This is a genomic window from Allobosea sp. TBD101 (assembly GCF_059817965.1).
Genome location: NZ_CM187543.1, coordinates 471,628 through 493,614 on the forward strand (window position 1 = coordinate 471,628; position 21,987 = coordinate 493,614).

The 21,987-nt window shown below is 64.3% G+C and carries 21 protein-coding genes and 1 pseudogene; 9 read left to right on the plus strand and 13 right to left on the minus strand.

Annotation, left to right across the window (positions count from 1 at the left end):
* Positions 1-217: 217 nt before the first annotated feature.
* Both AC6RIC_RS02280 and AC6RIC_RS02285 read right to left on the minus strand, forming a co-directional pair.
* A complete protein-coding gene (locus AC6RIC_RS02280; protein ID WP_499734935.1) occupies positions 218-1,900 on the minus strand; it encodes a hypothetical protein in 1,683 nt (560 codons plus the stop codon).
* The gene (locus AC6RIC_RS02285) at positions 1,900-2,316 is read right to left on the minus strand and encodes a hypothetical protein (RefSeq protein WP_499734936.1); all 417 of its coding nucleotides are present in this window, start codon (positions 2,314-2,316) and stop codon (positions 1,900-1,902) included. Before AC6RIC_RS02285 ends, AC6RIC_RS02280 begins: the two co-directional genes overlap by 1 nt.
* Before the next feature lie 253 nt (positions 2,317-2,569).
* Between AC6RIC_RS02285 and AC6RIC_RS02290 the strand changes: the two genes are divergently transcribed.
* From AC6RIC_RS02290 to AC6RIC_RS02310, 5 genes are read left to right on the plus strand one after another with little or no spacing between them, the layout of a single operon-like run.
* Complete coding sequence (locus AC6RIC_RS02290; RefSeq protein WP_499734937.1) at positions 2,570-3,091, plus strand: hypothetical protein; 522 nt, start codon at positions 2,570-2,572, stop codon at positions 3,089-3,091.
* Between the two features lie 10 nt (positions 3,092-3,101).
* Complete coding sequence (locus tag AC6RIC_RS02295) at positions 3,102-3,857, plus strand: hypothetical protein (protein ID WP_499734938.1); 756 nt, start codon at positions 3,102-3,104, stop codon at positions 3,855-3,857.
* Positions 3,858-3,861: 4 nt separating this feature from the next.
* A complete protein-coding gene (locus tag AC6RIC_RS02300; protein WP_499734939.1) occupies positions 3,862-4,371 on the plus strand; it encodes a hypothetical protein in 510 nt (169 codons plus the stop codon).
* Positions 4,372-4,406: 35 nt separating this feature from the next.
* The gene (locus AC6RIC_RS02305) at positions 4,407-4,691 is read left to right on the plus strand and encodes a hypothetical protein (RefSeq protein WP_499734940.1); all 285 of its coding nucleotides are present in this window, start codon (positions 4,407-4,409) and stop codon (positions 4,689-4,691) included.
* Positions 4,688-6,112: an AICE element replication initiation protein gene (locus tag AC6RIC_RS02310; RefSeq protein WP_499734941.1), complete on the plus strand. Its 1,425-nt coding sequence runs from the start codon at positions 4,688-4,690 to the stop codon at positions 6,110-6,112. The genes AC6RIC_RS02305 and AC6RIC_RS02310 overlap by 4 nt, the downstream gene beginning before the upstream one ends.
* A 354-nt stretch (positions 6,113-6,466) precedes the next feature.
* On the opposite strand, the gene istB is transcribed toward AC6RIC_RS02310, so the two are convergent.
* Both istB and AC6RIC_RS02320 read right to left on the minus strand, forming a co-directional pair.
* The gene (istB, locus tag AC6RIC_RS02315) at positions 6,467-7,327 is read right to left on the minus strand and encodes an IS21-like element helper ATPase IstB (protein ID WP_499734942.1); all 861 of its coding nucleotides are present in this window, start codon (positions 7,325-7,327) and stop codon (positions 6,467-6,469) included.
* Positions 7,324-7,824 (minus strand): annotated as a pseudogene (locus tag AC6RIC_RS02320) (IS21 family transposase); the annotation flags it as partial. The pseudogene AC6RIC_RS02320 and the gene istB, both read right to left, overlap by 4 nt.
* 90 nt (positions 7,825-7,914) lie before the next feature.
* Between AC6RIC_RS02320 and AC6RIC_RS02325 the strand changes: the two are divergent.
* The gene (locus AC6RIC_RS02325) at positions 7,915-9,471 is read left to right on the plus strand and encodes an ISL3 family transposase (protein WP_499732770.1); all 1,557 of its coding nucleotides are present in this window, start codon (positions 7,915-7,917) and stop codon (positions 9,469-9,471) included.
* Between the two features lie 375 nt (positions 9,472-9,846).
* On the opposite strand, the gene ppk2 is transcribed toward AC6RIC_RS02325, so the two are convergent.
* The 4 genes from ppk2 to AC6RIC_RS02345 form a co-directional block, all read right to left on the minus strand.
* Positions 9,847-10,629: a polyphosphate kinase 2 gene (gene ppk2, locus AC6RIC_RS02330; protein WP_499734943.1), complete on the minus strand. Its 783-nt coding sequence runs from the start codon at positions 10,627-10,629 to the stop codon at positions 9,847-9,849.
* Between the two features lie 18 nt (positions 10,630-10,647).
* Entirely contained in the window at positions 10,648-11,136 is a 489-nt protein-coding gene (locus AC6RIC_RS02335; RefSeq protein WP_499734944.1) for a hypothetical protein, read from the minus strand.
* A gap of 80 nt (positions 11,137-11,216) precedes the next feature.
* On the minus strand, positions 11,217-11,795 hold the full coding sequence (locus AC6RIC_RS02340) for a hypothetical protein (protein ID WP_499734945.1): 579 nt from the start codon (positions 11,793-11,795) through the stop codon (positions 11,217-11,219).
* Positions 11,796-11,827: 32 nt separating this feature from the next.
* A complete protein-coding gene (locus AC6RIC_RS02345) occupies positions 11,828-12,097 on the minus strand; it encodes a hypothetical protein (protein ID WP_454654478.1) in 270 nt (89 codons plus the stop codon).
* A 133-nt stretch (positions 12,098-12,230) separates the two neighbouring features.
* Between AC6RIC_RS02345 and AC6RIC_RS02350 the strand changes: the two genes are divergently transcribed.
* From AC6RIC_RS02350 to AC6RIC_RS02360, 3 genes are all read left to right on the plus strand, one after another.
* Positions 12,231-14,048 (plus strand): adenylate cyclase, encoded by a 1,818-nt coding sequence (locus AC6RIC_RS02350; RefSeq protein ID WP_499734946.1) that lies wholly within the window; start codon positions 12,231-12,233, stop codon positions 14,046-14,048.
* A gap of 216 nt (positions 14,049-14,264) precedes the next feature.
* Positions 14,265-14,696, plus strand: coding sequence for a hypothetical protein (locus tag AC6RIC_RS02355; protein ID WP_499734947.1), 432 nt, complete (start codon positions 14,265-14,267; stop codon positions 14,694-14,696).
* Between the two features lie 25 nt (positions 14,697-14,721).
* Complete coding sequence (locus AC6RIC_RS02360; protein ID WP_499734948.1) at positions 14,722-15,345, plus strand: response regulator transcription factor; 624 nt, start codon at positions 14,722-14,724, stop codon at positions 15,343-15,345.
* Between the two features lie 154 nt (positions 15,346-15,499).
* Here the strand turns inward: AC6RIC_RS02360 and AC6RIC_RS02365 are convergent, their stop codons facing one another.
* The 5 genes from AC6RIC_RS02365 to AC6RIC_RS02385 all read right to left on the minus strand — a co-directional run bounded on the left by AC6RIC_RS02365 (position 15,500) and on the right by AC6RIC_RS02385 (position 21,822).
* Positions 15,500-17,170, minus strand: coding sequence for a SulP family inorganic anion transporter (locus AC6RIC_RS02365; protein WP_499734949.1), 1,671 nt, complete (start codon positions 17,168-17,170; stop codon positions 15,500-15,502).
* A gap of 39 nt (positions 17,171-17,209) precedes the next feature.
* Positions 17,210-18,622: a CYTH and CHAD domain-containing protein gene (locus AC6RIC_RS02370; protein ID WP_499734950.1), complete on the minus strand. Its 1,413-nt coding sequence runs from the start codon at positions 18,620-18,622 to the stop codon at positions 17,210-17,212.
* 187 nt (positions 18,623-18,809) lie between these two features.
* The gene (locus AC6RIC_RS02375) at positions 18,810-19,745 is read right to left on the minus strand and encodes a DUF2950 domain-containing protein (RefSeq protein ID WP_499734951.1); all 936 of its coding nucleotides are present in this window, start codon (positions 19,743-19,745) and stop codon (positions 18,810-18,812) included.
* Positions 19,742-21,571, minus strand: a complete 1,830-nt coding sequence (locus tag AC6RIC_RS02380) for a DUF3300 domain-containing protein (RefSeq protein ID WP_499734952.1) — start codon at positions 21,569-21,571, stop codon at positions 19,742-19,744. The genes AC6RIC_RS02375 and AC6RIC_RS02380 overlap by 4 nt, the downstream gene beginning before the upstream one ends.
* Positions 21,568-21,822, minus strand: a complete 255-nt coding sequence (locus AC6RIC_RS02385; RefSeq protein WP_499734953.1) for a hypothetical protein — start codon at positions 21,820-21,822, stop codon at positions 21,568-21,570. Before AC6RIC_RS02385 ends, AC6RIC_RS02380 begins: the two co-directional genes overlap by 4 nt.
* Positions 21,823-21,987 lie beyond the last annotated feature (165 nt).

Below are 21,987 nucleotides of genomic sequence, written 5' to 3' on the forward strand. Positions count from 1 at the left end.
CACCAGACTGCTTCTCATTTCCATCTAAATGACTGATATTAAAGATAATATTGGTTTCTGGGCGAAGTTTCGGAAACCGCCCCGGAAGCCTGACGGATAGGGAAAGATGGTCGCCGTATAACAAACGGAAGCCATCCGGATGTCACGGCCGATCGACCTCAAAGCTACTTCCGACCGCGGCCGCCCTCAGGCGGCCGATACGGCACGTTCCCATGTCCTAGCGCTCGACGCCGCCCCCGCGTGGTCGCTGGCGGATGGCGACAGGCATGCGGGCAATCTGAGCAGGATTGACGGGACCTTGGCCGCCCGGCTGGGGCATGAGGCGAGCGGCCTGCTGGGTGCGGCGGCGGGCGAGGGCCTCCATCTCAGCGCGCTGGCGCTGCCGCTGGATCTGTTGCTGCTGGCGCCGGAGCATCTCGGCCTGGGCCATGTGCTGCTGGTTGGCGTGGGCGGCGCGCATCCTCTGTTCGCGGGCGCGCTGCTCCTGCTCGGCGACACGGCGCGAGATAGCGCGCTCCCGGAAGAAGCGCTGAGTCTCCTCGCGAACGGCGCGACCCATCTCGGCACGCTCGAGGGTTGCGGCTTGATCGGAAGCGGCACGCAGGCGCTTGGCGGAGGTGAAGCTTGGAATCGCGGCAACGGCGACACCGGCCGCGGCGAGGGCGGCGATGAGGCCCGCACCGGTGGCCAGAACGCCAACGGCAACCATGTAGAAGGCAGCCTTCCGGATATCGCGCCCTGCGAACAGCTTTGCGGCCAGGAAGGCGCGATTGACGCGTGCCCGCCTCACCCGATCGCGCTCACGGTACCGGGCCCGCACGAGCTTTTGCCGCTCGCGCAGATCCTTCTGCTCCTCGGCGGTGAGGCGCGCGGCGAGGCGATCACGTCCTCGCCGGGCCTTGTCGGCTTCATCCCGCTCGCCATCGACATCTGTTTCTGTAACCAAGCGGTCGAACTCGCCGAGCAGGTCGGAGGCACTGCGCTGCGGCGCGTCCTTCCGGAGCTCGGCCTTCACGATGGCTTCGGAGGGCAGGGGGCCGAGGATGGCTGCAACCTGCGGCTCCTGGAGCGGCCCCTTGTCGCCCGCCGCCTTCCGAACGCGATTGAGATTCCGGGTCAGGGAACCGGCGAACAGCGTCTCCCCGTCGAGAAGCCGAACCATGGGCGCTCCTGCGATACGCTTGTCGCCCCCGGCAAGCCGGAACCCAAGCTTCTCAAGTTCGACCCGCAGCTTATGGATGTCTCCGCCGGATCGACGCCAGGCTTCCAAAAGCCTTGCGTCGACCAGATCGAGATCGGCCTCGAGCCGACCGGCCTGCTGACGCTCGGCCTTGGATCGGCCAGCTCTCCTCTCGGCGACAGGCCCGATTGCGGCGATGTCCGCGAACTCCGGCAGACCGCGTTCGCGCAGCAGCTGGGCGACCCGGTCGACCCGCAGGCTCGGCGTCAGACCTTCGCCCAGTTCGATCTCGAGGCGGCGGGCGATCATCTCGTCGCGCTCTGTGGACCGAACGAAGCGCAGAGCCCTTCCCGACCCCGGCGCAACCATCGCATAGTTGACGTGGAAGTGCGGCGCACGCTCGCCCTTCCGGTGCTCCACGACGTGACGGGGGCAGTCAAAAGGGATCCCGTACTCTTCCTCGAAGACTGCCAGAACACGCTCCAGCCCTTCCGGGCTGAGCGGAACCTTCGGTGCGATCTTGAGGTGGACGATATCCCGGGTGACGCGGCGGTTCCGGCGTGCGATCGCGGCCATGATCCGCAGTGCCAGTGCCGTGTCCGCAGGAACATCGCGGATCATGTCGGCGCGGATGACGACCTCCTTGTTGGAGCCCCGCCCCGTCTTCCCGAGATGCCGGCTGAGCTCGCCGATCCGACGGGGCGTCGTGATGATGATCATCAGGCATCCTCCTCGATCTTGAGCAGGTCGAGCACCCGGGCCATCAGCGCCTCCGTCGCCGACCGCATCTTCTCAATGTCCGCGGCGACCGAGACGAGCGAGCCGGAACCGTTCGCCAGCCTGGCCAACTGGTTCAGGTTCCGGCCGTGCGCCCGAAGCTCGCCCAGCACCTCGCCGAGGAGCTCGGCGTTCGCGACGGAGCGCCGGACCGTCGGCGTCCACATCTTCGAGCCGAGCAGCTTCATCAGCTGCGCCCGGGCCCAGGCATTGCTCTTGAGGCCAGCGGCCTCCGAGACGACTGCCAGCTGCTTGGCAGTGGCTTCGTCGATCCGGAACGAGACGAAGTTCGCAACATGTTCGCCCGCCATCAGGGCTTCTCCTTCTGTTTGCGGCGGAGCCGGCGCCGTCAGGCGCACCGGTTTGCCGGTTGGGGTGCAGGGACCTCCCTGCCGAGCCTCGATGCGCGCAATCGAAGATCTGTGCACATCGAATCCACTCGCCCCCTCAGGAAAACAGAAGTTGATATCCTTTCAATACTTATTATCGCATCCGCGGCCTATGCGTAGATCGCTGTATGCCTCCGTATATGTGCGTACAGATAAAATATAATTTCAATCAATACTAAACATCGCTTCGCAATCCAGACATGGTCACGACAGGAGGCAACAGATGACCGACGACGATCTCTCAAAGCGTAAACGCAAGGCCGACGAAGACCTGAAGGTCATTCTCGCCGGGCGTCCGACCACGATCGGTAGCCGTGCGGACGTGGTGCGGATCTTTCACAGCCACATCGTGGCGATGCGTCGGGTCCAAACCTCCTGGGAAGCGATCGCCGTGAAGCTCGAGGACTGGAGCGGCCTTGGCGTCGCCCCCACCACGGTCAAGCAGTACATGACCGACATCAGCCAGGGCCGGATGACGATCGAACCTCGGTCGACGGTCCACCCGCACGCCGAGACGTCCTCCGCGCCGACTGCCAAGACCTCCCATTCGATTCAGGATTCTCGCAAGGAGCGCAGCGGAGACTCCAGCCCGTTGACCGACGAGGCGGGTTTCAGGCTCTCCGAGACGAATTCGCAGATCAGCGTGGGCGCCCCCGCGCCGCGCCACCGGAATGCCGACGGCTCTTCGTCGGCATCGAGCACCGCTACCCGCGGTCGCTACGCCCTCAAGTCACAGCCAGAATGAGGCCAAGCCCATGTCCGATACTTCCCGCACGACCACGACCAGGAGTGCCGCTCTCGGCAGCACGGCGATAAGCCGAACGCCCCAGGAAGCCCAGCCCGTCTTCCTGTTCTATAGCGGGAAGGGCGGCGTGGCGAAGAGCACCGAGGCGCTCAAGTTCAACTATCACTGCATCAAGGCCGGCAAGGTGCCGACCCTGGCCGATGCCGACTTCATCGTTCAGGATTTGATCCTGGCTCATCACCAGGAGCAGGACTGCCACCCGATCAAGCTGTCGGAAGAGGACGGGTTCACCGCCCTTGCGGACGTGATCGCGAGCACGCAGGCCGGTTCGCCGATCATCGTGTCCTGCCCGGGCGGTCAGGCCGAGATCTTCAACGACAACGCGCCGGTCATCCTGATCGCCGCGCGCAACGCGGGCCGCAGGGTGATCGTGATGTCGCCCATGGACTTGCATGTGAACTCCTACAGCCATGTTCCCGAGGTCGAGCAGGAGATGCCCGAGGCCGAGATCTATCTCATGCGCCCGCGCTGGTTCGGGCGTCCCGAACAGTTCGTTGCGTTCAACGCGTCCCAGCTCGGGAAGCGCTATCTGGCGGCGGAACGGGTCATCGACGTCCCCCTCATGCCGGCCGCCCTGGCGCGGGCTTTCAAGGATGGCGAGCACTCGCTGCACTGGATCGAGCTCAACGGTTCGGGCGGCGAGAAGGCCTCGCTCGAGGCCTGGCGCGAGAAGTCGCGGCGCGCCTATGCGCGGTTCCTGGGCTGATCCCATGGACCGGCAGGCGTTCGATATGGTCGCGCGGGAGATTCTCGGGCGGCCTCTGACGGATGACGAAGCGGCCTTTGTCGCGAATGCGTGCGTGGCGATGGGGCTGGGCGAGGGCGACATCCTCGTGCGTCTGCTGATCGTTTACGCCTCTCTCATGACCTTCCTCGGCCGCACGTTGGCGGCCGTGGAAGCGTCGCGCTCGCCTTCCGCCCTGCTGCGCCGTCATCCCGGCATGTCGATCGGCTTCATCCTGTCGATAGCAGCCCTCGTTGGAGGCGCCTTCGCGTTCGGCAGGGCGAGTGTCGCCGACCGATCTCATCAAGATATCACGCAGACCCTGCGGTGGACGCTGTCGCCGGAGGGCGAGCGAGCCCGCCGCCTCTCCGATAGCGGGCTCCTCCGGGAGCTCGACGCCTGCAGCATCCCCGGCTGGTACGTCGTTGGCGCCGACTGCTTTCCCGGCCCCGACCCCAAGAGCGGAACCATTCGCGGTTTCCGCATGAGCCCCTGAACCTCCATTCCTCATCGTCGAAAGGCAATTCCAACATGTTCGAAAATCTGTATCCGGCGACCGCGCGGGCCGCCAAGGCCTATATGGCTGAGCACGTGGGCCTTGAGGCGAGCCCGCTGGCGGCAGCGGTGGATAGCCGTGAGCCCTCCGCGAGCACCGCAGCCGGGGAGGTCAGGACGGTGCGCCTGACGATCGACATCCCGGAGGAGGGCGCCTCCGAAGTCGTTATCCATATTAGGCACTGTGGCCCTGCGCTGACCCTCACGTTTGATCTCGATGGTGGCGCGGCGCGTCCTAGTAGGCCGGAGGGTGCGCCGTGAGCGAGGAGGAGGAAGCTCTGCCGAAGCCGACCGATACCGATCTCCTCGTCGCGATCGGCGAGAGGGAGGCCGCGCTGTCTCAGCACCGATCCAAGGCCTACGCCACGGTGAACACCCCGAAGGGGCGGCGCACGCTGCCGGTGCTCGGGCCTGGGTGCGCGACGTGGCTGCGTCTGCGCTTCCGTGATCAGCATCGTCGGGTCCCTTCCGCGGGTGCGGTCAAAGCTGCGATGACGGCGCTCGCCGACCTCGCCAGCCTCGCAGACGAGACGCCGGTCTGGCTGCGGTCGGCCTGGCACGAAGGTGCGGTTTATATCGACCTTGCCGACGAGAGTGGCTGCGCCGTCAAGGTCAGCGCAGAGGGCTGGCACCTGGTCTCTCGCTCGCCAGCTCTTTTCGTCCGCAGCAATCTCAGTCTGCCTATGCCCCGGCCAGCACGTCAGGACGATCTCGATAGGTTGCGGGTCCTCCTGAACATCCCCGATGAAGCCACGTTCCAGCTCATAGTGACCTGGTGTGTCGCAGCGTTGATGCCGACTGGCCCATATCCGCTCCTCGCGATTGGAGGCGAACACGGTTCGGGCAAGACATTGCTCGCCGGTATCCTCCACGATCTGGTCGACCCCAGCACGCTTCCGCTGCGCGCCTTGCCGCGTACGGAACGTGACCTCTACATCGCATGCGCGAACACGCATGTTTTGGCATTCGACAATCTTTCGAAGGTTTCCAAATGGCTGAGCGATGCCTTCTGCAAGATCTCCACGGGCGGCGGAATCGCGCTCCGGCAGGTCTTCACAGACGACGGCGAGGTCTATTTTCGTGCCATGAAACCAATTATCTTGAATGGCATCGAAGACGTGGTCACGCAGTCTGACCTCGCCGACCGCGCTATCGTCCTGAACCTTCCTTCGATCCCCGAGGAAAAGCGCATCGATCCGGCTGAACTCGCGGCCCGTTTCGAGGAATGCCGGCCCGAGGTTTTTAAGATGCTGCTCGACCTGATGTCGTTCGCGCTCGCCATGATGCCTTTGCTGAAGATCGGACGGTTGCCGCGCATGGCAACCTTTGCCCGGATCGGCATCGCCATTGAGGGATGCTTTGGAGCCCCGGGGTGCTTCATGGCGGCCTATGATGCCAATCGCGCAATGGCCTCTTCCGTTGTCGCCGATAGCGATCCCCTCGTCGCAGCGGTGCAGGGCCACGTTGCCGATCACCCAGGTTGGCGCGGCAGCGCGACCGAGCTCGCGCGTCAGCTCGAGCCCAGGCTCGACCCGCCCAGGAAGCTCGAGCCCGCCGCCCTCGCAGGTCATCTGCGCCGCATTGCGCCTGTCCTGAGAACGAACTGGATCGAGGTTGAGTTTACCCGCGCCGGCAAGAACCGGGACCGCATCATCACCCTGACGCCGAAGGTCCCGCGCTAAGAATCGTTCAGGCCTGTCCGCCCTGTCCCGCCGTCCGCCATTAACTGTGGGCGGACGGTGGGACAGGGCGGACGGCGTTTCGCCGTCAACACCGTTCCCCCTTCCGCTTGGCTCACTGCTTTCGGGGGGGGCGGCGTACGGCGATCGATAAGCTGAACCGACGCAAGGCCCACGCCGTCATACCGTCGAGATAGGTCAGCACGACAGGCACGAAGACCAGCGAGCAGCGTCTGTCAACGGCGGTCGGATTCCAGGCCATCGTGGCGGAGTAAAAGCAGGCCACTGGCGTTGGGGAGCGGCGGATATGGCGAGGGCCCCGATCGGGGCCCTCGCCATATCCGCTGTCGGGATTGATCAGGGGATGATCTCGCCGGTTTCTGGATCGGCGTTGTCTGGGGTGGCCTGGTTTTGCTCCGCCGCGGCGGTGGCGCGCCGGCGGCCAGCGGATTGCCTGAGGCGGTAGCTGTCGCCGTTCATGGCGAGGATGCTGACGTGGTGGGTCAGCCGGTCAAGAAGCGCGCCGGTCAGCCGCTCCGATCCCAGGACCGAGGTCCAGTCCTCGAAGGGCAGGTTCGAGGTGACGATGGTCGAGCCACGTTCGTAGCGCTGCGAGAAGACCTCGAACAGAAGCTCGGCGCCGGTCGGCGACAGCGGCACATAGCCGAGCTCGTCGACGATCAGCAGCTTGACCGCCTGCAACTCGCGCTGGAGCCTGAGCAGGCGCTTCTCGTCGCGGGCCTCGAGGAGCTGGCTGACCAGCGAAGCCGCCGTCGCGAAGGCGACAGAGAAGCCCTTCTGGCAAGCGGCCAGCCCGAGCGCGAGAGCGACATGGGTCTTGCCCGTGCCGCTGTTGCCGAGCGCGATAATGTTCTCCCGGCGCAGGATGTAGCCGCAGCGCGCCAGTTCCAGCACGAGCATCTTGTTGAGGCTCGGGATCGCCGTGAAGTCGAAGGTGTCGAAGCTCTTCACCGCCGGGAACCGCGCGGCCCGGATCCGCCGCTCGACCGTGCGACGCTCCCGGTCGATCAGTTCGAGCTCAATCAGCCGCAGCAGGTAGCGGGGATGATCGACGCCGTCGCGGGCGCACTCCCGCGCGACCTTGTCGTATTCGCGCAGGACCGTCGGCAGCTTCAACTGCTTGAGATGATGAGCCAGCAGAACCTGCGGGGTCGCCGCCATCGTGCCGGCCGGCATTATCTCCTTCACGCCGGTCATGCCGCCGTTCCCGGCAGAAGCACCGCATAGTCGGCGGCCGAGGTCGTCTTCACCATGGTCTTCGGCAGATGCGGATAGGCCGCCAGGTCGAGGCGAGCCGGGCGCCGCTCCAGGCGCGCCAGCGCGATCAGCTTCACCGCATCGAAGCCGACCGCACCAAGCCGGATCGCCTCGCCGACGGCGAAGCTCACGACCTCGCGCGGCAGAGCCTCCATCAGCCGCAATACCTGGATGAACTCGCGCTTGCCGCGATTGCCCATCCGGGCCTCCAGCAGATGGCGCAGATGCTGGAAGCTCTCGGGCAGATCCCAGCCCTGCAACGCCGCCGCCTGGTCGAGCGCGTTCGGCTTCACCTCGATCAGCGCCAGATAATGCAGCGGATCGGCGACGAACACGCCGGTCCCGTAGCTGCGCGGGTGCCGGGCGATCTCCTCGCCCCGGCACAGCATCACGACCTCTTCGACGAAGCCCTTCACCACCACATCCTGGAAGCCATAGGTGTGTTTCGGCGTGCAAGTTTGGGTCTGACTCAAATCTGCTGCAGGTCGGGGCTGTTTTGATGCTGGTTTCCAGAAGGAATCAGCGCGATGAAGCAGCGATTTCGACCAGCCAGCTTGGTTCCCGCAGGTTTGATTGTCGACGGTATCACGATCGAAGGCGATCGCGTTGTTGTCCGAACCCGGTCCGCCGTCAGCGCCTGTCCATGTCCTGACTGCGGGGCGTTCTCGCAACGGATCCAAAGCCGGTATTTCCGGCGTGCAAAGGACCTGCCGCTCAGCGGCCGACGCGTCGAGCTCCAGGTCCTCGTTCGGCGCTTTCGCTGCGATGCCGTCCTGTGCGGCCGCCAGATCTTCGCGGAGCGCTTTGGTGACCGCGTCCTCGCGCCGCGAGCGCGTCGGACCGATCGTCTCGATCATATCGTCCAGCATCTCGGCCTCGCCTTGGGTGGCAGGCCCGGAGCAAGTTTTGCCGCGAGGATGATGCTACCGGTCAGCAACGACACGTTGCTGCGCGTGGTCCGGCAGCGTGCCAGGGTGCCGAGCGAGCCGCTGCGCGTGATCGGCATCGATGACTTCGCCTGGCGGCGCAATCACCGCTACGGCACGATCGTCTGCGACTTGGAGAGGCGTCGGCCGGTCGCGCTTCTTTCCGACCGGGAGCCAGCAACATCGGAAGCTTGGCTCCGCCATCAGCGGCTGGTCCATACAGTCGCTCGTGACCGTGGCGGTGGCTATGGAGAGGCGGTGGCACGGGCCCTGCCGCAGGCCGTCCAGGTTGCCGACCGCTGGCACCTGATGGAGAATGCCAGCCGCGCTTTCCTCGATGCCGTGCGCAAGTCGATGCGCCAGATCCGTAGCGCCATTGGTGCCACCATCGTCAATCCTGCGCTCCTGACGGCGGCGGAGAAGCTGCAATACGATGGATATCTGCGGCGGGAAGAGATCAACGCGGCGGTCCTCGCCCTCTGGCGGGAGGGCGTGCCGATCAAGCAGATCGTCAAGCGCACCGGCCATCACCGCCAGACTGTCAGGCGGATCGTCCGCGGCGAGCGCAGCGACGTCTTCCGACCTCGCCAGAGTTCGTTGGATGCGCATCTGCCCTGGCTCGATGCGCAATGGGACGCGGGAACTCGGAACGCAGCTGCTCTCTGGCGCTCGATGAGGACGAAAGGCTTCCGGGGAAGCCTCAGGGTGATCTCGGAATGGGCGACACGCCGCCGCCGCGCGGAGAAAGCGGACGCAAGCAGCCTCGCGCGTGTCCCGTCGGCCCGGACCATCGCGCGGTTGATGACCACCGGTCGCGACAATCTCACAAAGGCTGAAACCGTCACGATCGCGGCGATCGAGGACGGCGTGCCGGCATTGGTCGAGGCTCGCGAGATCATCGCCGACTTCCATGCCATGATTAGGATGAAGCGGGCCGAGCCCTTGTCATCTTGGATCGATCGAGCCTCCCAAAGCCTGGTCGCCTCCTTGGCCAATGGCGTCCGACGAGACGAGGCCGCTGTGCGAGCAGCAATCCTCTCGACTTGGTCGAACGGTCAGACAGAAGGCCAGATCACCCGCCTCAAGCTCGTCAAACGCCAGATGTACGGCCGCGGAAAGATCGATCTTCTCCAGGCGCGTCTGATCGGCGCGCAATGATCTCAAATGTCAGCGGGATTGCGTCAGACCCAACATTGGACGCCGATCGGGGGGCAACTTTGCGGGCCGTTTGACAGCCTGCGCCCTATGCGCACTGGCTTGGGCGCCGGCAATCAGTTCAAATAGTGATCACCAGGGTGTGTCGGTATCGGTGGTTGCGAGCCCCCGCAACCAAATACACAAAAGCTCCGTCGCAACTGCGGCGGGGCTTTCGCGTTCCAAGGCAAACCGCCAAAGCCGAGCAAGGCCAACGTGAAGTTCAAACGCAACGACGCTGGCGCCCTCCCGGCACGCGGCTGCGAGGTGACCGTCAGCTCCAGATCGTTTCGAGTCCGGCTCTGAACGAGCTCTTGCAATCGCCGCCCCGGATCGACCCTAACGTATCCAGTTCCGCGCGAAATCGGCGTCTTCGTAACCGTGCGGCTTCTGTCGCTTGGGCAGCTTGATCTTCTCCCGCGCGGGCGCCTCGTAAGGAACCGAGGAGAGGATGTGGGCGATGACGGCAAGCCGCGCCTTGCGTTTATCGTCAGAATGAACCGCGTACCACGGCGCCCATGTCGTATCGCTGGCGCGGAACATCTCGTCGCGGGCACGTGAGTAGTCGTACCAGCGCGAATACGATTTCAGATCCATCGCAGAGAGCTTCCAGATCTTCCTGGGATCGCTGATGCGCTCCTCCATCCGGCGCGTCTGTTCCTCCTGGCCAACTTCGAGCCAGTACTTCAGCAGGATCGTGCCTGAATCGACGATCGCTTTCTCCACGCTGGGAACAACCTGGAGAAAGCTCTTGGCCTGTTCCTCGGTGCAGTAGCCCATGACCCGCTCGATGCCGGCACGGTTGTACCAACTACGGTCGAAAATCACGATCTCCCCTGCTGCGGGCAAGTGCGGAAGGTAGCGTTGGACATACATCTGCGAGCGCTCGCGCTCAGTTGGTGGCGGCAGAGCGACGACCCGGAAGACCCGGGGGCTGACACGCTCCGTGATCGCCTTGATGACGCCTCCCTTTCCCGCGCCGTCCCGCCCTTCGAAGACGATGCAGACCTTTCCGCCGGCCTGCTTCGCCCATTCCTGGAGCTTGACCAGCTCTGCATGGAGATCCCGCAGCTTCCGTTCGTAGGTCTTCTTGTTCAGGGGCACGCTCGCTTCGGCCTTCATCACCGACCTCCTTTTGCCTCAGGACCAGCTCAGGAAGAAAGCGATGTCGCCCGGCAGGCCGCCCGGCCACTCGATGATGATGGCGCGCAGTTTATACTTGGCGGGTTGGAGGTGTTCCTTCCAGAACTCGTAGGCCTGCCGCGGCCGCCCGGTGAGCGTCGTCGGCCAGTCCGCTTCCGCATTGTTGATCGCGCGCCCCTTATCCGTGCAGAGCGCGCTCGGAAAACGCATGACGAGGACTTCCGTCTCGCCGCGGCCGGCCGCTGCGCGGGTCTTGTTCGCCAGGCTCTGCTTGATCTCCGCGACCTTCTCAGGCGAGACATCGATCTCCTTGGACAAGGTGGTGACCAGCTTCTTCCGGGCCTCCTCGATCTTATCCATGGCACCCATCAGCTTGGACGCCCTGGCCAGTTCAAGAGATGTCATGTAGGCACGGAGATCGTCGGCGGACATAAAGCTCTCGTCAGCCAGCGTGCTCGGTGCCGGACTATGGGGTGCGGTCGACATCACTCGCGTCTCCTCCGCTGTTGGCTGTCCCCGCATGTCGACCGTGCCAGCGGCTGACATGCGGGGACAGTCTGCTGGACTCAGTATTTTTGGAAATGGAAGGCTTCGGCCAAGGTCAGTTCGACCATATCACCACGCCTGAGGCGCCGAAGATCTTGCTTGATGTCGGGATCGACGACCGTCAGGGAGCGCGGTCCCAGCGGGCCGACATAGCTGACGATTCCAGTTGTCGGATCAAAGGCCTGGAATTGCCCGGTCACCGTCAGCGACCGAACGACGAACTTGTCCGGCAGGTTTTGGAACGGCCCGCTGACAGCTTCGGTATAGACGATGCCGGGTCTCGCGCCCTTCCTCGCGCGCCTGGCACCTATGATCGCGCCCTCGACGCGCCGGACCTCGAGCCTGTCGCCGGCCTGGATGTTCCTGAGATTGCCGAACAGCTCAGGGACTGCAACATGCCAGGAGCGAGCACCCTGCCTGACGCGCACGATACGTTCTTCGGGCTGCACATCCACAACCTCGACATCGAGTTGCTCGACCTCGACCGGTCCGATGCCGGCGACAAGCACGGTCTGGGTGGTTACCGTCGGGTAGGCAGCGCAGCCCGCGACCCCCACCGCCAGTGCGATCGTGAGGATCCAGCTCATAGGCTTCGACATCAGAACTCTCCTCTTCGCAAAAAAAACCGGTTTCAAATGGAGTTGCGGTCTTTCGACTGGGCCTGCCACGCGAGAATAGCTTGGCGAAGCTCTGCTTCGAGACTCTCGACGAGGTGCCGGTACTCAGCGCGTTGCGCCGCATCTCCAGGGGCGTCCGATTTGATCCGGTGTTGGAGAGCTCGCCCTGCATCGGCAAGATCCCCGCACAAGCTACGGAAGCTCTCACTTTGCAGTGCGAGTTCCTTGATCGCTGTTTCGTATTTTGGCAGAGTCTGAATGGCGGCCAGAATTCCCGGGTCCATGGCGTTGAGCCCCTGCGAGTAAACACAAGTATCTGGCTCATCGGCGGTCGCGGGAGTATGTTACGAGAGGTTACCCCGCCAATTTCACCTGTTGCGCACGGCTATTTGTGAGTTCGCGCCCGTGGGGGGGCCGATGTCCGAGGAGCAGGAACGGCCGGAAAATACCGAGAACAACGACACGCCCGAAAACGCGGCAGCGGGCGAAGGCGATGTGCGCGCCCAGTTGAAGCGGATTCTGTCCAGCGCCGAGTTCAACGTTCCGGAGCGGCTTCGCCGGTTTCTGCTGTATATCGTTAATGAAACCCTCTCCGGCCGGTCGGATCGTATCAAGGCTTATTCGGTTGCGGTCGAGGTGTTCGGACGGGATGCACGTCTCGACATCCAGAACGACCCGGTCGTGCGCATCGAGGCTGGGCGTCTCAGGCGGGCCCTTGAGCGGTACTATTATCTGAGGGGAAGCGCCGACCCGATCCTGATCGAAATTCCGAAAGGCGGCTATGTTCCCAGCTTCAAGCGGCGGGAAGACCGCGCGAAGAGCAAGGAATTTCCTCGGAATCGAGAGCCGTTGCCATGGCCGAGCCTTGGCCTGTTCTTCCGTCGATGGGAGCAGCATTCCTGGCTCCTCGTCTCGGTCGTCTGCGCCGCACTGATAGCGGGCGTCTTGCTCCTCAGGGTGGAGCCGCCGTTGCCGCCGGTGGCCTCCAAAGTCGGATCGACACAGCCTGAGGGGCCATCCCTCATCGTCAAGCCCTTCGTGAATCTGTCGAAAACTCCCGAGGGGGATTACTACGCGAATGGGCTTGGCGAGGAGCTCCTGATGCAGCTCGCACGATTCAAGGAGCTGACAGTATTCGGGCGAGAAACCTCGGGCACACACTCTTCCGATGCCTCGGCTGCGGAAGTCGGGCAGCGGTTCAGCAGCCGCTACGTCCTGGAGGGCGGGGTCCGCTTGTCCGGGGGGAAGCTCAGGGTGACCAGTCGCCTTCTCGACGGCGAAACATCGGCCATCGTCTGGTCTGGATCCTATGATGTCGATCCGCAGAACAACAGCATCGATGATATGCAAATGACCATCGCCTCGAAGGTCGCCACGGCTGTCGCCCAGCCTTACGGCGTCATCTTCAGCGTTCCACCTCGGGCGACGCGAGCACTGGGCCAAAATGGCTCCGAGGCCTATCAATGTACCTATCGCTTCTATCGCTATCGTGCCGAGTTGGATCAGGCCGCGCACGCCCGGACGCGCGAATGTCTGGAGCAGATCACACTCCGCCATGCGGAGTATGCGACAGGCTGGGCGATGCTCTCCTATCTCTATCTGGACGAAGATCGTTTCCAGTTGAATCGGCGGCTTGGCTCGCCGACGCCGCTCGAACGCGCGCGGGCCGCGGCCGAGCGCGCGGTTCGCATCGAACCGGAAAATGTCCGCGCGCTGCAGGCCCTGATGACTGTGCTCTATTTCAGCGGGGAGCCGGCCGAAGCGCTCCGGATCGGTTCATTAGCGCTCACTCTCAACCCCAATGACACCGAGCTGCTCGGGGAGTTCGGCAGCCGTATCGCCCAGGCCGGCGACTGGTCCCGCGGTGCAGCGCTGCTTGAGGAGGCATTGGCCAGAAATCCGGGCCATTCTGACTACTATCGCGGACTTCTGGCCCTGGCTGCCTACATGCAGGGTGACGGCGTGCGAGCCGCTGATCTCATCCGCCGCACGAAGTTGCACCGGTTCCCGATCTATCACTTCGTTGCCGCGTTGATCTTCGCACGCCTTGGGCTGGAGGCGGAGACAGCGCAAAGTCGGGCGACATTTCTGAAGCTGCGACCCGGATTCTTCGACGATCTCGACGGCGAGCTCAACAAGCGCAACTTCAACCGCAGAGATCGCGCGATCATCATCCGCGGTGCCATCCTGGCAGGTTTCCCCGTGAAATCGCGCTTTGCGGCCGAGGCGCAGTAGCTGTCGGCCCCGGATCGGATCGTCCCCCGCCGCCGGCGTGTAGCAAACCGTAACATACTACCTGCGATGCGGATTGCGGCTCTTATTGCCGCCCGGAGTGACGTGTCCAAGCAGGCTGGGTTCTGCATGCGATCGCATCACCCGTGAGCAATTACTCTCGCGACATCAAGCAGGATACGGACCTGGGCGGGGTGCTCGGCAAGCAATAGGGGGTCGATGATGGCTGCAAACCGTCGCCTTTTACTATTCGTGTTGGCCGTGGCAGTCGCACCTCTGCAGGAGGCCAAGGCGCAAGCAGGTCATCTCCAGGGGGCTTGGCTCGAAGAGGGATGGTCCTGTGCCAGCGTTTTCGTGGCGACGCTGAATGGGGTCGCCTTCAAACGGCCCGCCAACGCTTTCGCGCCGGCATTCATCGTCTCCGGCAAACGGCTTTCGACGCCGCTGGCAACTTGCCGGCTCGTCGGGGTCGTACCCAAGGGCGAAAGGCAGATCCTCCGCCTGAGCTGTGTGACAGCCGTTACGGCGGACACGGCTCGGGCCATTTTTTCAGTGGCCAGCGACGCGAACGTCTACCGATACCACTCCGTGGAAGGCGGTATCGCGACCAAATATCTCCGCTGTACCCGGGAGGCCTTGAAAGCTCCCTGAGTCCGGCCGGCCAAAGGTCGCCAACATGGAAACAGCTCTCATACATGTCGTTGAAGCCGATCCGGCCTTGCGGGCCGAGATCGAGCACCTGATCCAAGCCTGCGGCTATCAGACAAAGGCCTATGGCAGTGCCGACGAAATCATCCGGAAGATGCCGGACCGCGAACGCGCGGGTTGCATGGTCATCGATATGCAGGCCCGGGACGCAGCAGCGCCCGATCTCTTTGATCGGCTGAGTAAGGCCGGTGCCAACCTTCCCGTCATATTGCTTGGAGAGCACAGCGACGTGCGCGCTGGCGTTCGAGCGATCAAGGCGGGGGCCGAGGATTTCTTTACGAAGCCGGTGGAGCGCGAGGAATTCATCGCGGCGATCGACCGCGCCATCGCACGGCATCGTCTCGCCAGCGAGCGAGAAAGCTGGGTGCTCGGAGTGACGGCACGGTTGCAGCGATTGACCAGACGCGAGCGAGAGGTTTTCGAACTCGTGATCCGGGGCAGGATGAACAAGCAGGTCGCGTTCGAACTCGGCACGACCGAGCGCACCGTGAAGGCACACCGCCACAAGGTCATGGAGAAAATGCAGGCTCGCTCGGTCGTTGAACTCGTGTCCTGCGCAGAGCGGCTGGGCCTCAGTTCAGGCACTCTCTAGCAAGGTCCGCACCGTGCCGTTACCTCGCCACACGCCCAACGGTTTGAAGACACCACGGGCTGCGGCGGTCGCCGGCATCCCGCTTTCGGTCTTGCTGCTCTGGCGATGCGAATACGGGCACACCCAGCGTCGTCCTGAGGGCCGCCTCCGCCCTTCACGGTCTCCGGTCCGAGAGCGCGCGCACTGCATCCTCGAGATCGTCAAAGGCGATCGTCGCGTCGGGACCGTCGAAGAAGCCGGCACGCTGCAGGATCCCCTGGGGTTCCCTGTGGAGTTCCGCGACCGCCAGCGTGAGGCCCATCCCGGCCAGTTCAGTCCGCAATTGCCGCAGCATCGCCGCTGCGGTTGAATCGATCTGCGCAACGGCGCTGGCGTCGAGCACGAACCAGGCCGTCCCTTCGGGCGCCCTGCGGGCGACGCTCTCGAAACGCTCGCGGACATAATCGGCGTTGAAAAACAGAATGCTGCCCTGGACCATGAACAGCACCATCCCCGGCAGCGGCTCGGCATTGGCAGTCCGGTGCAGCTTGTAGAATCCCGGCCGGCCCGGGATGCGCCCGAGCGCGGCATCGCGTGGGCGCATCTCCTTGAGCAGGACGTGAAGCAATGTGCCGGCAATCGCGATGACCACACCGCTGAGCACGCCGAGACTGATAGCGCCCCACATGCTGATCAAGGTGAAGGCGAACTCCAAGCGGCTGACACGCCAGATTTCTCGAAGGCCACTCACGTCGATCAATGTCAGGGAGGCGAAAGCCAGGATCGCGCCCAGCGCCGGGATGGGCAGGAGACGCAGCGCGTCGTTGAGATAAAGCAGCAGCGTCGTGAGGCCGAAAGCTGCCACCAGGCCAGAGACCTGCGAGCGGCCGCCGGTGGAGATGTTCATGGCCGTTCGCGAATCCGACACAGTCACCGGAAAGCCGCTGAACAGCCCGGAGAGGATGTTGGCGGCTCCGAGCCCGGTAAGTTCCCGGTCCGCGTCCACCTTGAAGTGATCCTTGGCACCGAAACTGCGGGCCGCAACGAGCCCCGAACTGACGCCTACGAGCCAGATGGCACCGGCTCCGAGCAGGAGGTCCCGCAGCGGTAGCCTTGAAATGTCGGGAAGCGCCAGCTCCGGCATGGCGCTCGGCAAGCTGCCGATCACTTTCATGCCGCCGCCCCCGAGATCGAACAGGGCCGAGGCGAGGCCTGCGAGAACGACAACGACGAGCGGGCCCGGAACCGGCGAACGCAGGCGCGCCAGCAAGACGAGAAGCCCGAACATCACACTGCCGAACATGACGGACGGCCAATGGATGAGAGCAGATTTCCGAACGATCTCGACGAGCGGCTGCACCAGCCCGTCCGACTCGATGCGCACGCCGGTCAGGCGCCCGATCTGGCCGACGAGGATCGAGACCGAGATCCCGCAGATGAAGCCGATCAGGATCGGCCGGGACAGGAAGGAGGCGACGACCCCGAGCCCCAGCCTGCCCGCGAGGATGCACATGACGCCGACTATCAGCGCCAGCGCGGCTGCGACGCCGACGCGCTCCGCCGCGCCGTCGAGCGGCAGGCTCGCGAGCACGGCCGCCAACACTGTCATGGTCGCCGCGTCCGGGCCTGCCATCAGCTTGCGCGAGGGTCCGAACAGGGCATAGCCGACCAGCGGCAGGATGCTCGCATAGAGACCGGTCTCCACCGGCAGGCCCGCGATGGCGGGGTAGGCGATGGCACTGGGAAGGGCGACGGCGGCCACGGCGAGACCCGCCGTCATATCGAAGCGGAGCCATTCCAGCTTGTAGCCCCGTATGCCGCTCGGGATCGGAACTCGCTCGATCATGGGCATCTCCCCCGGGAAGCGCGCGAAGTGATACGAGTATTATCGCGCTAGAGCGGCCAGACCATCTCGCGCCGCAGCTGCCTTGGCGAGCGCTGAGGTCGGATCGGGGAGGCAGGCTGCTGCGGCGAGGCCCGCCGCGAAAAGCGTCAGCTCGCTGTTGCCGCCCCTCGTTCTCTCCGTGGCATAGGCCAGTGCAATGGCATGGCCGGTCCGGGCGTCGTTGAGTTCACCTAGCTGATCCTGCATCTGCGTCAGCCGGGACACGAGCTTCCCGCTCCACTTGAGGCCGATGACCGGACGGAATGCCTCGATGGCATAGCGCAGCTTCTTGGCGTCGACCCGTATGTCGTGCTGCCGGTCGGAGGCGCAGCTCTCCAGATGGCCGCTCGCCTCCAAAAACGCCTGGAGACGGCGGTCCAGGCGTGCATGTACGTACTCTGCGACAGAGCGGTCGAGGAGCTCCGGACGCTTGATCGACGCTGGGCGGGGGCAGGACAACGCAACAAGGCCCTCGATAAGGCCGACGCCGAATTCCAGCATCGCGGGCGATCGTCCATAGGCCCGAACCTCATCGTGCGCCTCGCGGCGACGCTGGTCGAACGTTTCCACAAGCGTATCCACTCCCGGCGCAGCCGGGTGGGCCATCCGCAGCGGCGCCAGGACGCGATCGCAGAAGACGTCGAGTTCGCGAGTGCGGCCAAGAAATTGCGCGAGGGAGCGCAGGTGACGCGACAGAGCGACCGTGTCCTGGCTGAGGACTGGTCTGAGGAACCAAAGAATCGCGCGTAACCGTCTCAGGCCAATCCTGGAGCGGTGCAATATATCCCCGCCGCCGGCTGACCGCAGCAGCGCGAGATCATCGAGGAGGGAAGCTGCATAGCTCCAACAGACGCTGTTCGCCGCCTCCCGGGTCGTCATCTCGTCGCGAAGCTCGCTAAAGGAGGTATTGCCCGGATGGTCGGCCTGCATATGCAACAGCCGGAAGCCCTTCTCGCAATGCGAGCGCAGGGTGGGCGTCGCGGCAATGGCGGCGCAGAACTCGCGCGCGATGTCGCAGAGCGCAACGGGCGACCCAGAGACGAACTCCAGCCGCAGCTCACAGATGCGCTCGACGGCGCCGCCGGCTGCGATCGTTCCAGTGTCCAGACTCGCCACGATGCCCGCGCCGTTGCGGTTGAGGATGGTGGAGCGACGACGGATGTCGATGTCGACGATCGGTTGCAGCTTTCGGAGAGCCCTTTCGCCAAGGATGTCGCCAAGGGGCTCTGGAACATCTCGGGTCTCGGTCGGGGTGCCATCTTCGATGTCCCTCGTCCAGCAAGGGATAACAGGCGATAGCGAGGCGGAGCTGGCCACATCGGTAAATTGGACCTGTGCGCGTCCCTTCTTGCGAGCAGACAGGCGATATCCTGCGCGAAGCAACTTCCCGCGCGGGGTGTCGAAACAGGCCAAGCTTATCGTCTTTGCGCGCCCTGTCTCTCGTCCCGAGGCCACCCTCAGAAGCTTGAGGATCCGACGCCGGTCGCCTTCGTCAATGCTCAGCCTCAGCACCTTCACCCCTGGGCGAACGGATCGGACCTGCACTGGAAGAGGTGACGCCGGACTGTCCATCGCTGCCAAAGTCTGCCCCTTTGCCGCATTATGGCTTCTCTGGCGTCACCTGCTTCCAACCCTTGTCCGGGTTGAAGCTTTGCATGCTGGCTGCCGTAGAGGACGTGCCGGGCCCCAGATCCTTCTCGTAAACGAGCCCATCATGATTGAGCATGAAGCTCATGACCCCCGAGCGGCCATATTCGGCGGGATAAGCGAGAAGGCCGAAGCCTCCGATCATCTTGCCGTTGGCGATATAGTCGAAAGCTCCGCCAGTCGCCGAAGGCCCTTGCCGCTTGAGAATCTTGTAGAAGTAGCCGTGAAACGGCCTTCGCGGTTCACCGGGGCTGTGCCCCTCGGCCGCAGCGTCCGCGGCGAGCTGCCCCAGGGGGCTGGGTTCGTCGCCGGCCGCGCTGTCCCAATAGAGGCCGTCCTTGGCGCCGGCGCGGCTGACGATCCTCTGCGCATAGACCCCTGCTCCCGCGCCTGAGCGGTCCTTGGCGGCGTATTCCTGCTGCGCATCGAAGATGGCGAGACTCACCTGAATGGCGTCGAGTTCGTTGCGGCCAATCCGCCGGGCGACGATCTCCTTGCGACCTGCCTCCACATCGAATTTCCACCGACCGCCGGCGCGAACGATCGGAATCGGAAACGAAAATTCATCCTGCCCGATCAGGAGGGTGGCCGCGTCACCCTTTTCGCTGATCGAATGTCGATTGTCATAGGCTGTGACGAAGCGCAGGCGATCGCCGGCGTCGGCGATCGGGTCACCGGACGACAGAATGTCCCGACCGCCCGTTCCGAGAACCGCGTATAGTCGTTTCAGGTCGCTGCTGCGCGCTGCCTCCGCGAGGGCCGTGGCGGCCTCTGCCGGCGACTTGAAGGCTTCCTGGGCGTTCGCAACCGTCAGGTTGGCGAGAATTGCGACTGCGCTCCCGCAGAGAAGCTGCACGAGAAGACACGCCGTTGGCCATGTTCTGATCATGGAATTACATCCCCGACATGTCGGAACTGGGCTGCAGCCGGCGATTGATCTCCGTGACCTCGGCCTCGCCGAGGCAACAGCGATCCGGAGGCCTTCCACTGCTCGAGGGTCTGGAACGGCACGCCAAGCTGACGGTAGTCGACGCGCAGATAGCCGTCCGGGCCGTGGCGCACGGTCCAGGGCGCGACTTCCTGAACCTCCTGCGCGATCACGCCCACATAAATCCGTTGTGAGCCGTTATAGGCGAACCGATAGAAGCCGAGCCCATTATCCAGGCGTCCCAGCAGCACGACGTCGTGCTTGAGCTGGATATCGGAGCGACGCCCACCACCGCCGCGCCCGCCACCTCCGCCTCCGCGCCCGCCGCCTCCGCCGAAGCCACCGCGGCTCATCGCGGCGCCGCCGCCCCCGCGCATTGCAGGCCCGCCAGCATGCATTGCCCGTGCGCCACCGCCAGGCATGCCGCCCATGCTCGCCCGCCCGCGCTGGGATTGCAGGTTAGCGGCACGACCCGGCTGCATGTTGCCGAACGCGCTGTCGCGCGCCGGACCGGGGCGCGAGGCGCCTGCATTGGGACGCTTCGGTTGTGTCGCAGCCCGTGACGCGCCGCCGCGCCCGGCATTGCCGCCGGGCCGCACGCGATCGCCACCGGGGCGATCCGGCCGGTTTCCGGCGCCAGCCCGATCACCCTGCCCGCGATCAGGCCGATTGGCCGCATTTGCGCGGTCCCCCGCTCGTTGTTCGGGGCGCGCACCTGCACCTGCATTGCCCAGGTCACCGCGAGGCTTAAGCACCTGCTCGCCGTTGCGCCCCCGGAAGTCCATCCTGCCTTCGCTTCCGGCGCGCAGATTGTTGTTTGAGAATTTCTGCTGGACGGCCGTGTTGCGGTACTGGACGCCTTGGCGATGCTGGGGATTGTGCTCCCAATGCGTCACGCGATTGCGGTCGATATTGATGTTGTTGTTGTTCCAGTTGACGTTGCCGCCCCAGTAATTGCCCGTATTCCAGCGGCCCAGGGCATAGCCTGCCCCAAAGGCGAGGCCCGTCGCGATGACGCCGGCGGCAATGTAGCCGGGCGCCGGGAAGTAATAGGGCGGATCGGCGGGATAAGGCCAGGATCCGTAGACCACTCCCGGATCGTAATAGGGCACATAGACGGTATCGGCGGTTGTCGGCTCGATCAGGATCGTCTGCTTGCCGCCCTCCGGCCGCACGGTGACCTTCTGCTGGGAACCGGAGGAGAGCTTCTTGGCATCATAGGCCCGCGTCCTCATCCGCTGGACGCCGTCCATCAGATCGGGCTGCTGAGCCAGAACCGCATCGCCAAGCTTCTGCGTCCAGTCGAGGTTCTTGCTCATCATCTCGAGCACGGAGGGCGTGGCGACGAGTGATTTCACACTGACGTCCCAGGGTTGCTGCTCGGCTGCGGCCTTGAGTGCGTCGCCCTTCAGCGTCTTGTTGGCGCTGACCCAGCGATCCGCCTGGACCACTTCGAGCGGATAGGTCGAGGCCATCAGGACTTGCGCCAGCAGCGTGTCGGGATAGAGCGCGATCGGAGCGACGAGAGCGTCAAGCTGTGCGCTGCTCAGCACCTGCTCGCCCTGTGCCGCCGTTGATCCGGCTGGGGGCTGGGGTTGAGGTGGTGGCGCCTGTGCGAGCGGCTGGGAGGTCAATCCACCGGCGACGACGCAGGCCAGCACGATCCGCAGATGCATGGCTTTCTCCGAAGTGATGGGCCCTGGCGAGCGGGCAGTCCTGACGGCAACGAGCCAGTCTTGCGCCCAAGCTGGCACAAAACGTCGAATTCCGGTGGAAAGGCGGCTCACCTCTTGGCTGAGCCCTGGCGCGTCGTGCCCTTCTGCTGCGCAGCTTGAAGCGCGCGAAAGGCCTCAACGTTCTCGCGGCCGGCCTCCATTGCCTTCTCCGCGCGGCCGTCACGCCTCATGTCGTTATCTTCACGAATGACATCAAAGATGCAGCCGTCCGTTTTATTGCATGCGAAGGCGTTGTACTGGTGGCCGGAGCCCAAAAGAACGGCGGTTACTAATATTCCCCCCAAGACAATTTTCCTGATCATGGCTTGATCTCCGACCTGCCGCGGCGGACCTTGGATCGGCACGGGTAGCCTCGGAGCGCTGTCGGTCCGTCTCGACACGCGCTTGCCACCTGATTTTAGACGAAAGCGCTGCGCGGGAACCTGTCCTCAAGGACAATACGTTGCCGGCCCGGCCTGTGCTGAACT

What these genes read in the sequence shown, in the direction of transcription:
- AC6RIC_RS02280 (WP_499734935.1), bottom strand. Translation starts at nt 1,900, where the DNA reads ATGATCATCATCACGACGCCCCGTCGGATCGGCGAGCTCAGCCGGCAT.
- AC6RIC_RS02385 (WP_499734953.1), bottom strand. Translation starts at nt 21,822, where the DNA reads ATGATCAGGAAAATTGTCTTGGGGGGAATATTAGTAACCGCCGTTCTT.
- AC6RIC_RS02305 (WP_499734940.1), top strand. Translation starts at nt 4,407, where the DNA reads ATGTTCGAAAATCTGTATCCGGCGACCGCGCGGGCCGCCAAGGCCTAT.
- AC6RIC_RS02360 (WP_499734948.1), top strand. Translation starts at nt 14,722, where the DNA reads ATGGAAACAGCTCTCATACATGTCGTTGAAGCCGATCCGGCCTTGCGG.
- AC6RIC_RS02350 (WP_499734946.1), top strand. Translation starts at nt 12,231, where the DNA reads ATGTCCGAGGAGCAGGAACGGCCGGAAAATACCGAGAACAACGACACG.
- AC6RIC_RS02340 (WP_499734945.1), bottom strand. Translation starts at nt 11,795, where the DNA reads ATGTCGAAGCCTATGAGCTGGATCCTCACGATCGCACTGGCGGTGGGG.
- AC6RIC_RS02335 (WP_499734944.1), bottom strand. Translation starts at nt 11,136, where the DNA reads ATGTCGACCGCACCCCATAGTCCGGCACCGAGCACGCTGGCTGACGAG.
- AC6RIC_RS02325 (WP_499732770.1), top strand. Translation starts at nt 7,915, where the DNA reads ATGAAGCAGCGATTTCGACCAGCCAGCTTGGTTCCCGCAGGTTTGATT.
- AC6RIC_RS02290 (WP_499734937.1), top strand. Translation starts at nt 2,570, where the DNA reads ATGACCGACGACGATCTCTCAAAGCGTAAACGCAAGGCCGACGAAGAC.
- AC6RIC_RS02375 (WP_499734951.1), bottom strand. Translation starts at nt 19,745, where the DNA reads ATGATCAGAACATGGCCAACGGCGTGTCTTCTCGTGCAGCTTCTCTGC.
- AC6RIC_RS02365 (WP_499734949.1), bottom strand. Translation starts at nt 17,170, where the DNA reads ATGATCGAGCGAGTTCCGATCCCGAGCGGCATACGGGGCTACAAGCTG.
- AC6RIC_RS02295 (WP_499734938.1), top strand. Translation starts at nt 3,102, where the DNA reads ATGTCCGATACTTCCCGCACGACCACGACCAGGAGTGCCGCTCTCGGC.
- AC6RIC_RS02355 (WP_499734947.1), top strand. Translation starts at nt 14,265, where the DNA reads ATGATGGCTGCAAACCGTCGCCTTTTACTATTCGTGTTGGCCGTGGCA.
- AC6RIC_RS02300 (WP_499734939.1), top strand. Translation starts at nt 3,862, where the DNA reads ATGGACCGGCAGGCGTTCGATATGGTCGCGCGGGAGATTCTCGGGCGG.
- ppk2 (WP_499734943.1), bottom strand. Translation starts at nt 10,629, where the DNA reads ATGAAGGCCGAAGCGAGCGTGCCCCTGAACAAGAAGACCTACGAACGG.
- AC6RIC_RS02345 (WP_454654478.1), bottom strand. Translation starts at nt 12,097, where the DNA reads ATGGACCCGGGAATTCTGGCCGCCATTCAGACTCTGCCAAAATACGAA.
- istB (WP_499734942.1), bottom strand. Translation starts at nt 7,327, where the DNA reads ATGACCGGCGTGAAGGAGATAATGCCGGCCGGCACGATGGCGGCGACC.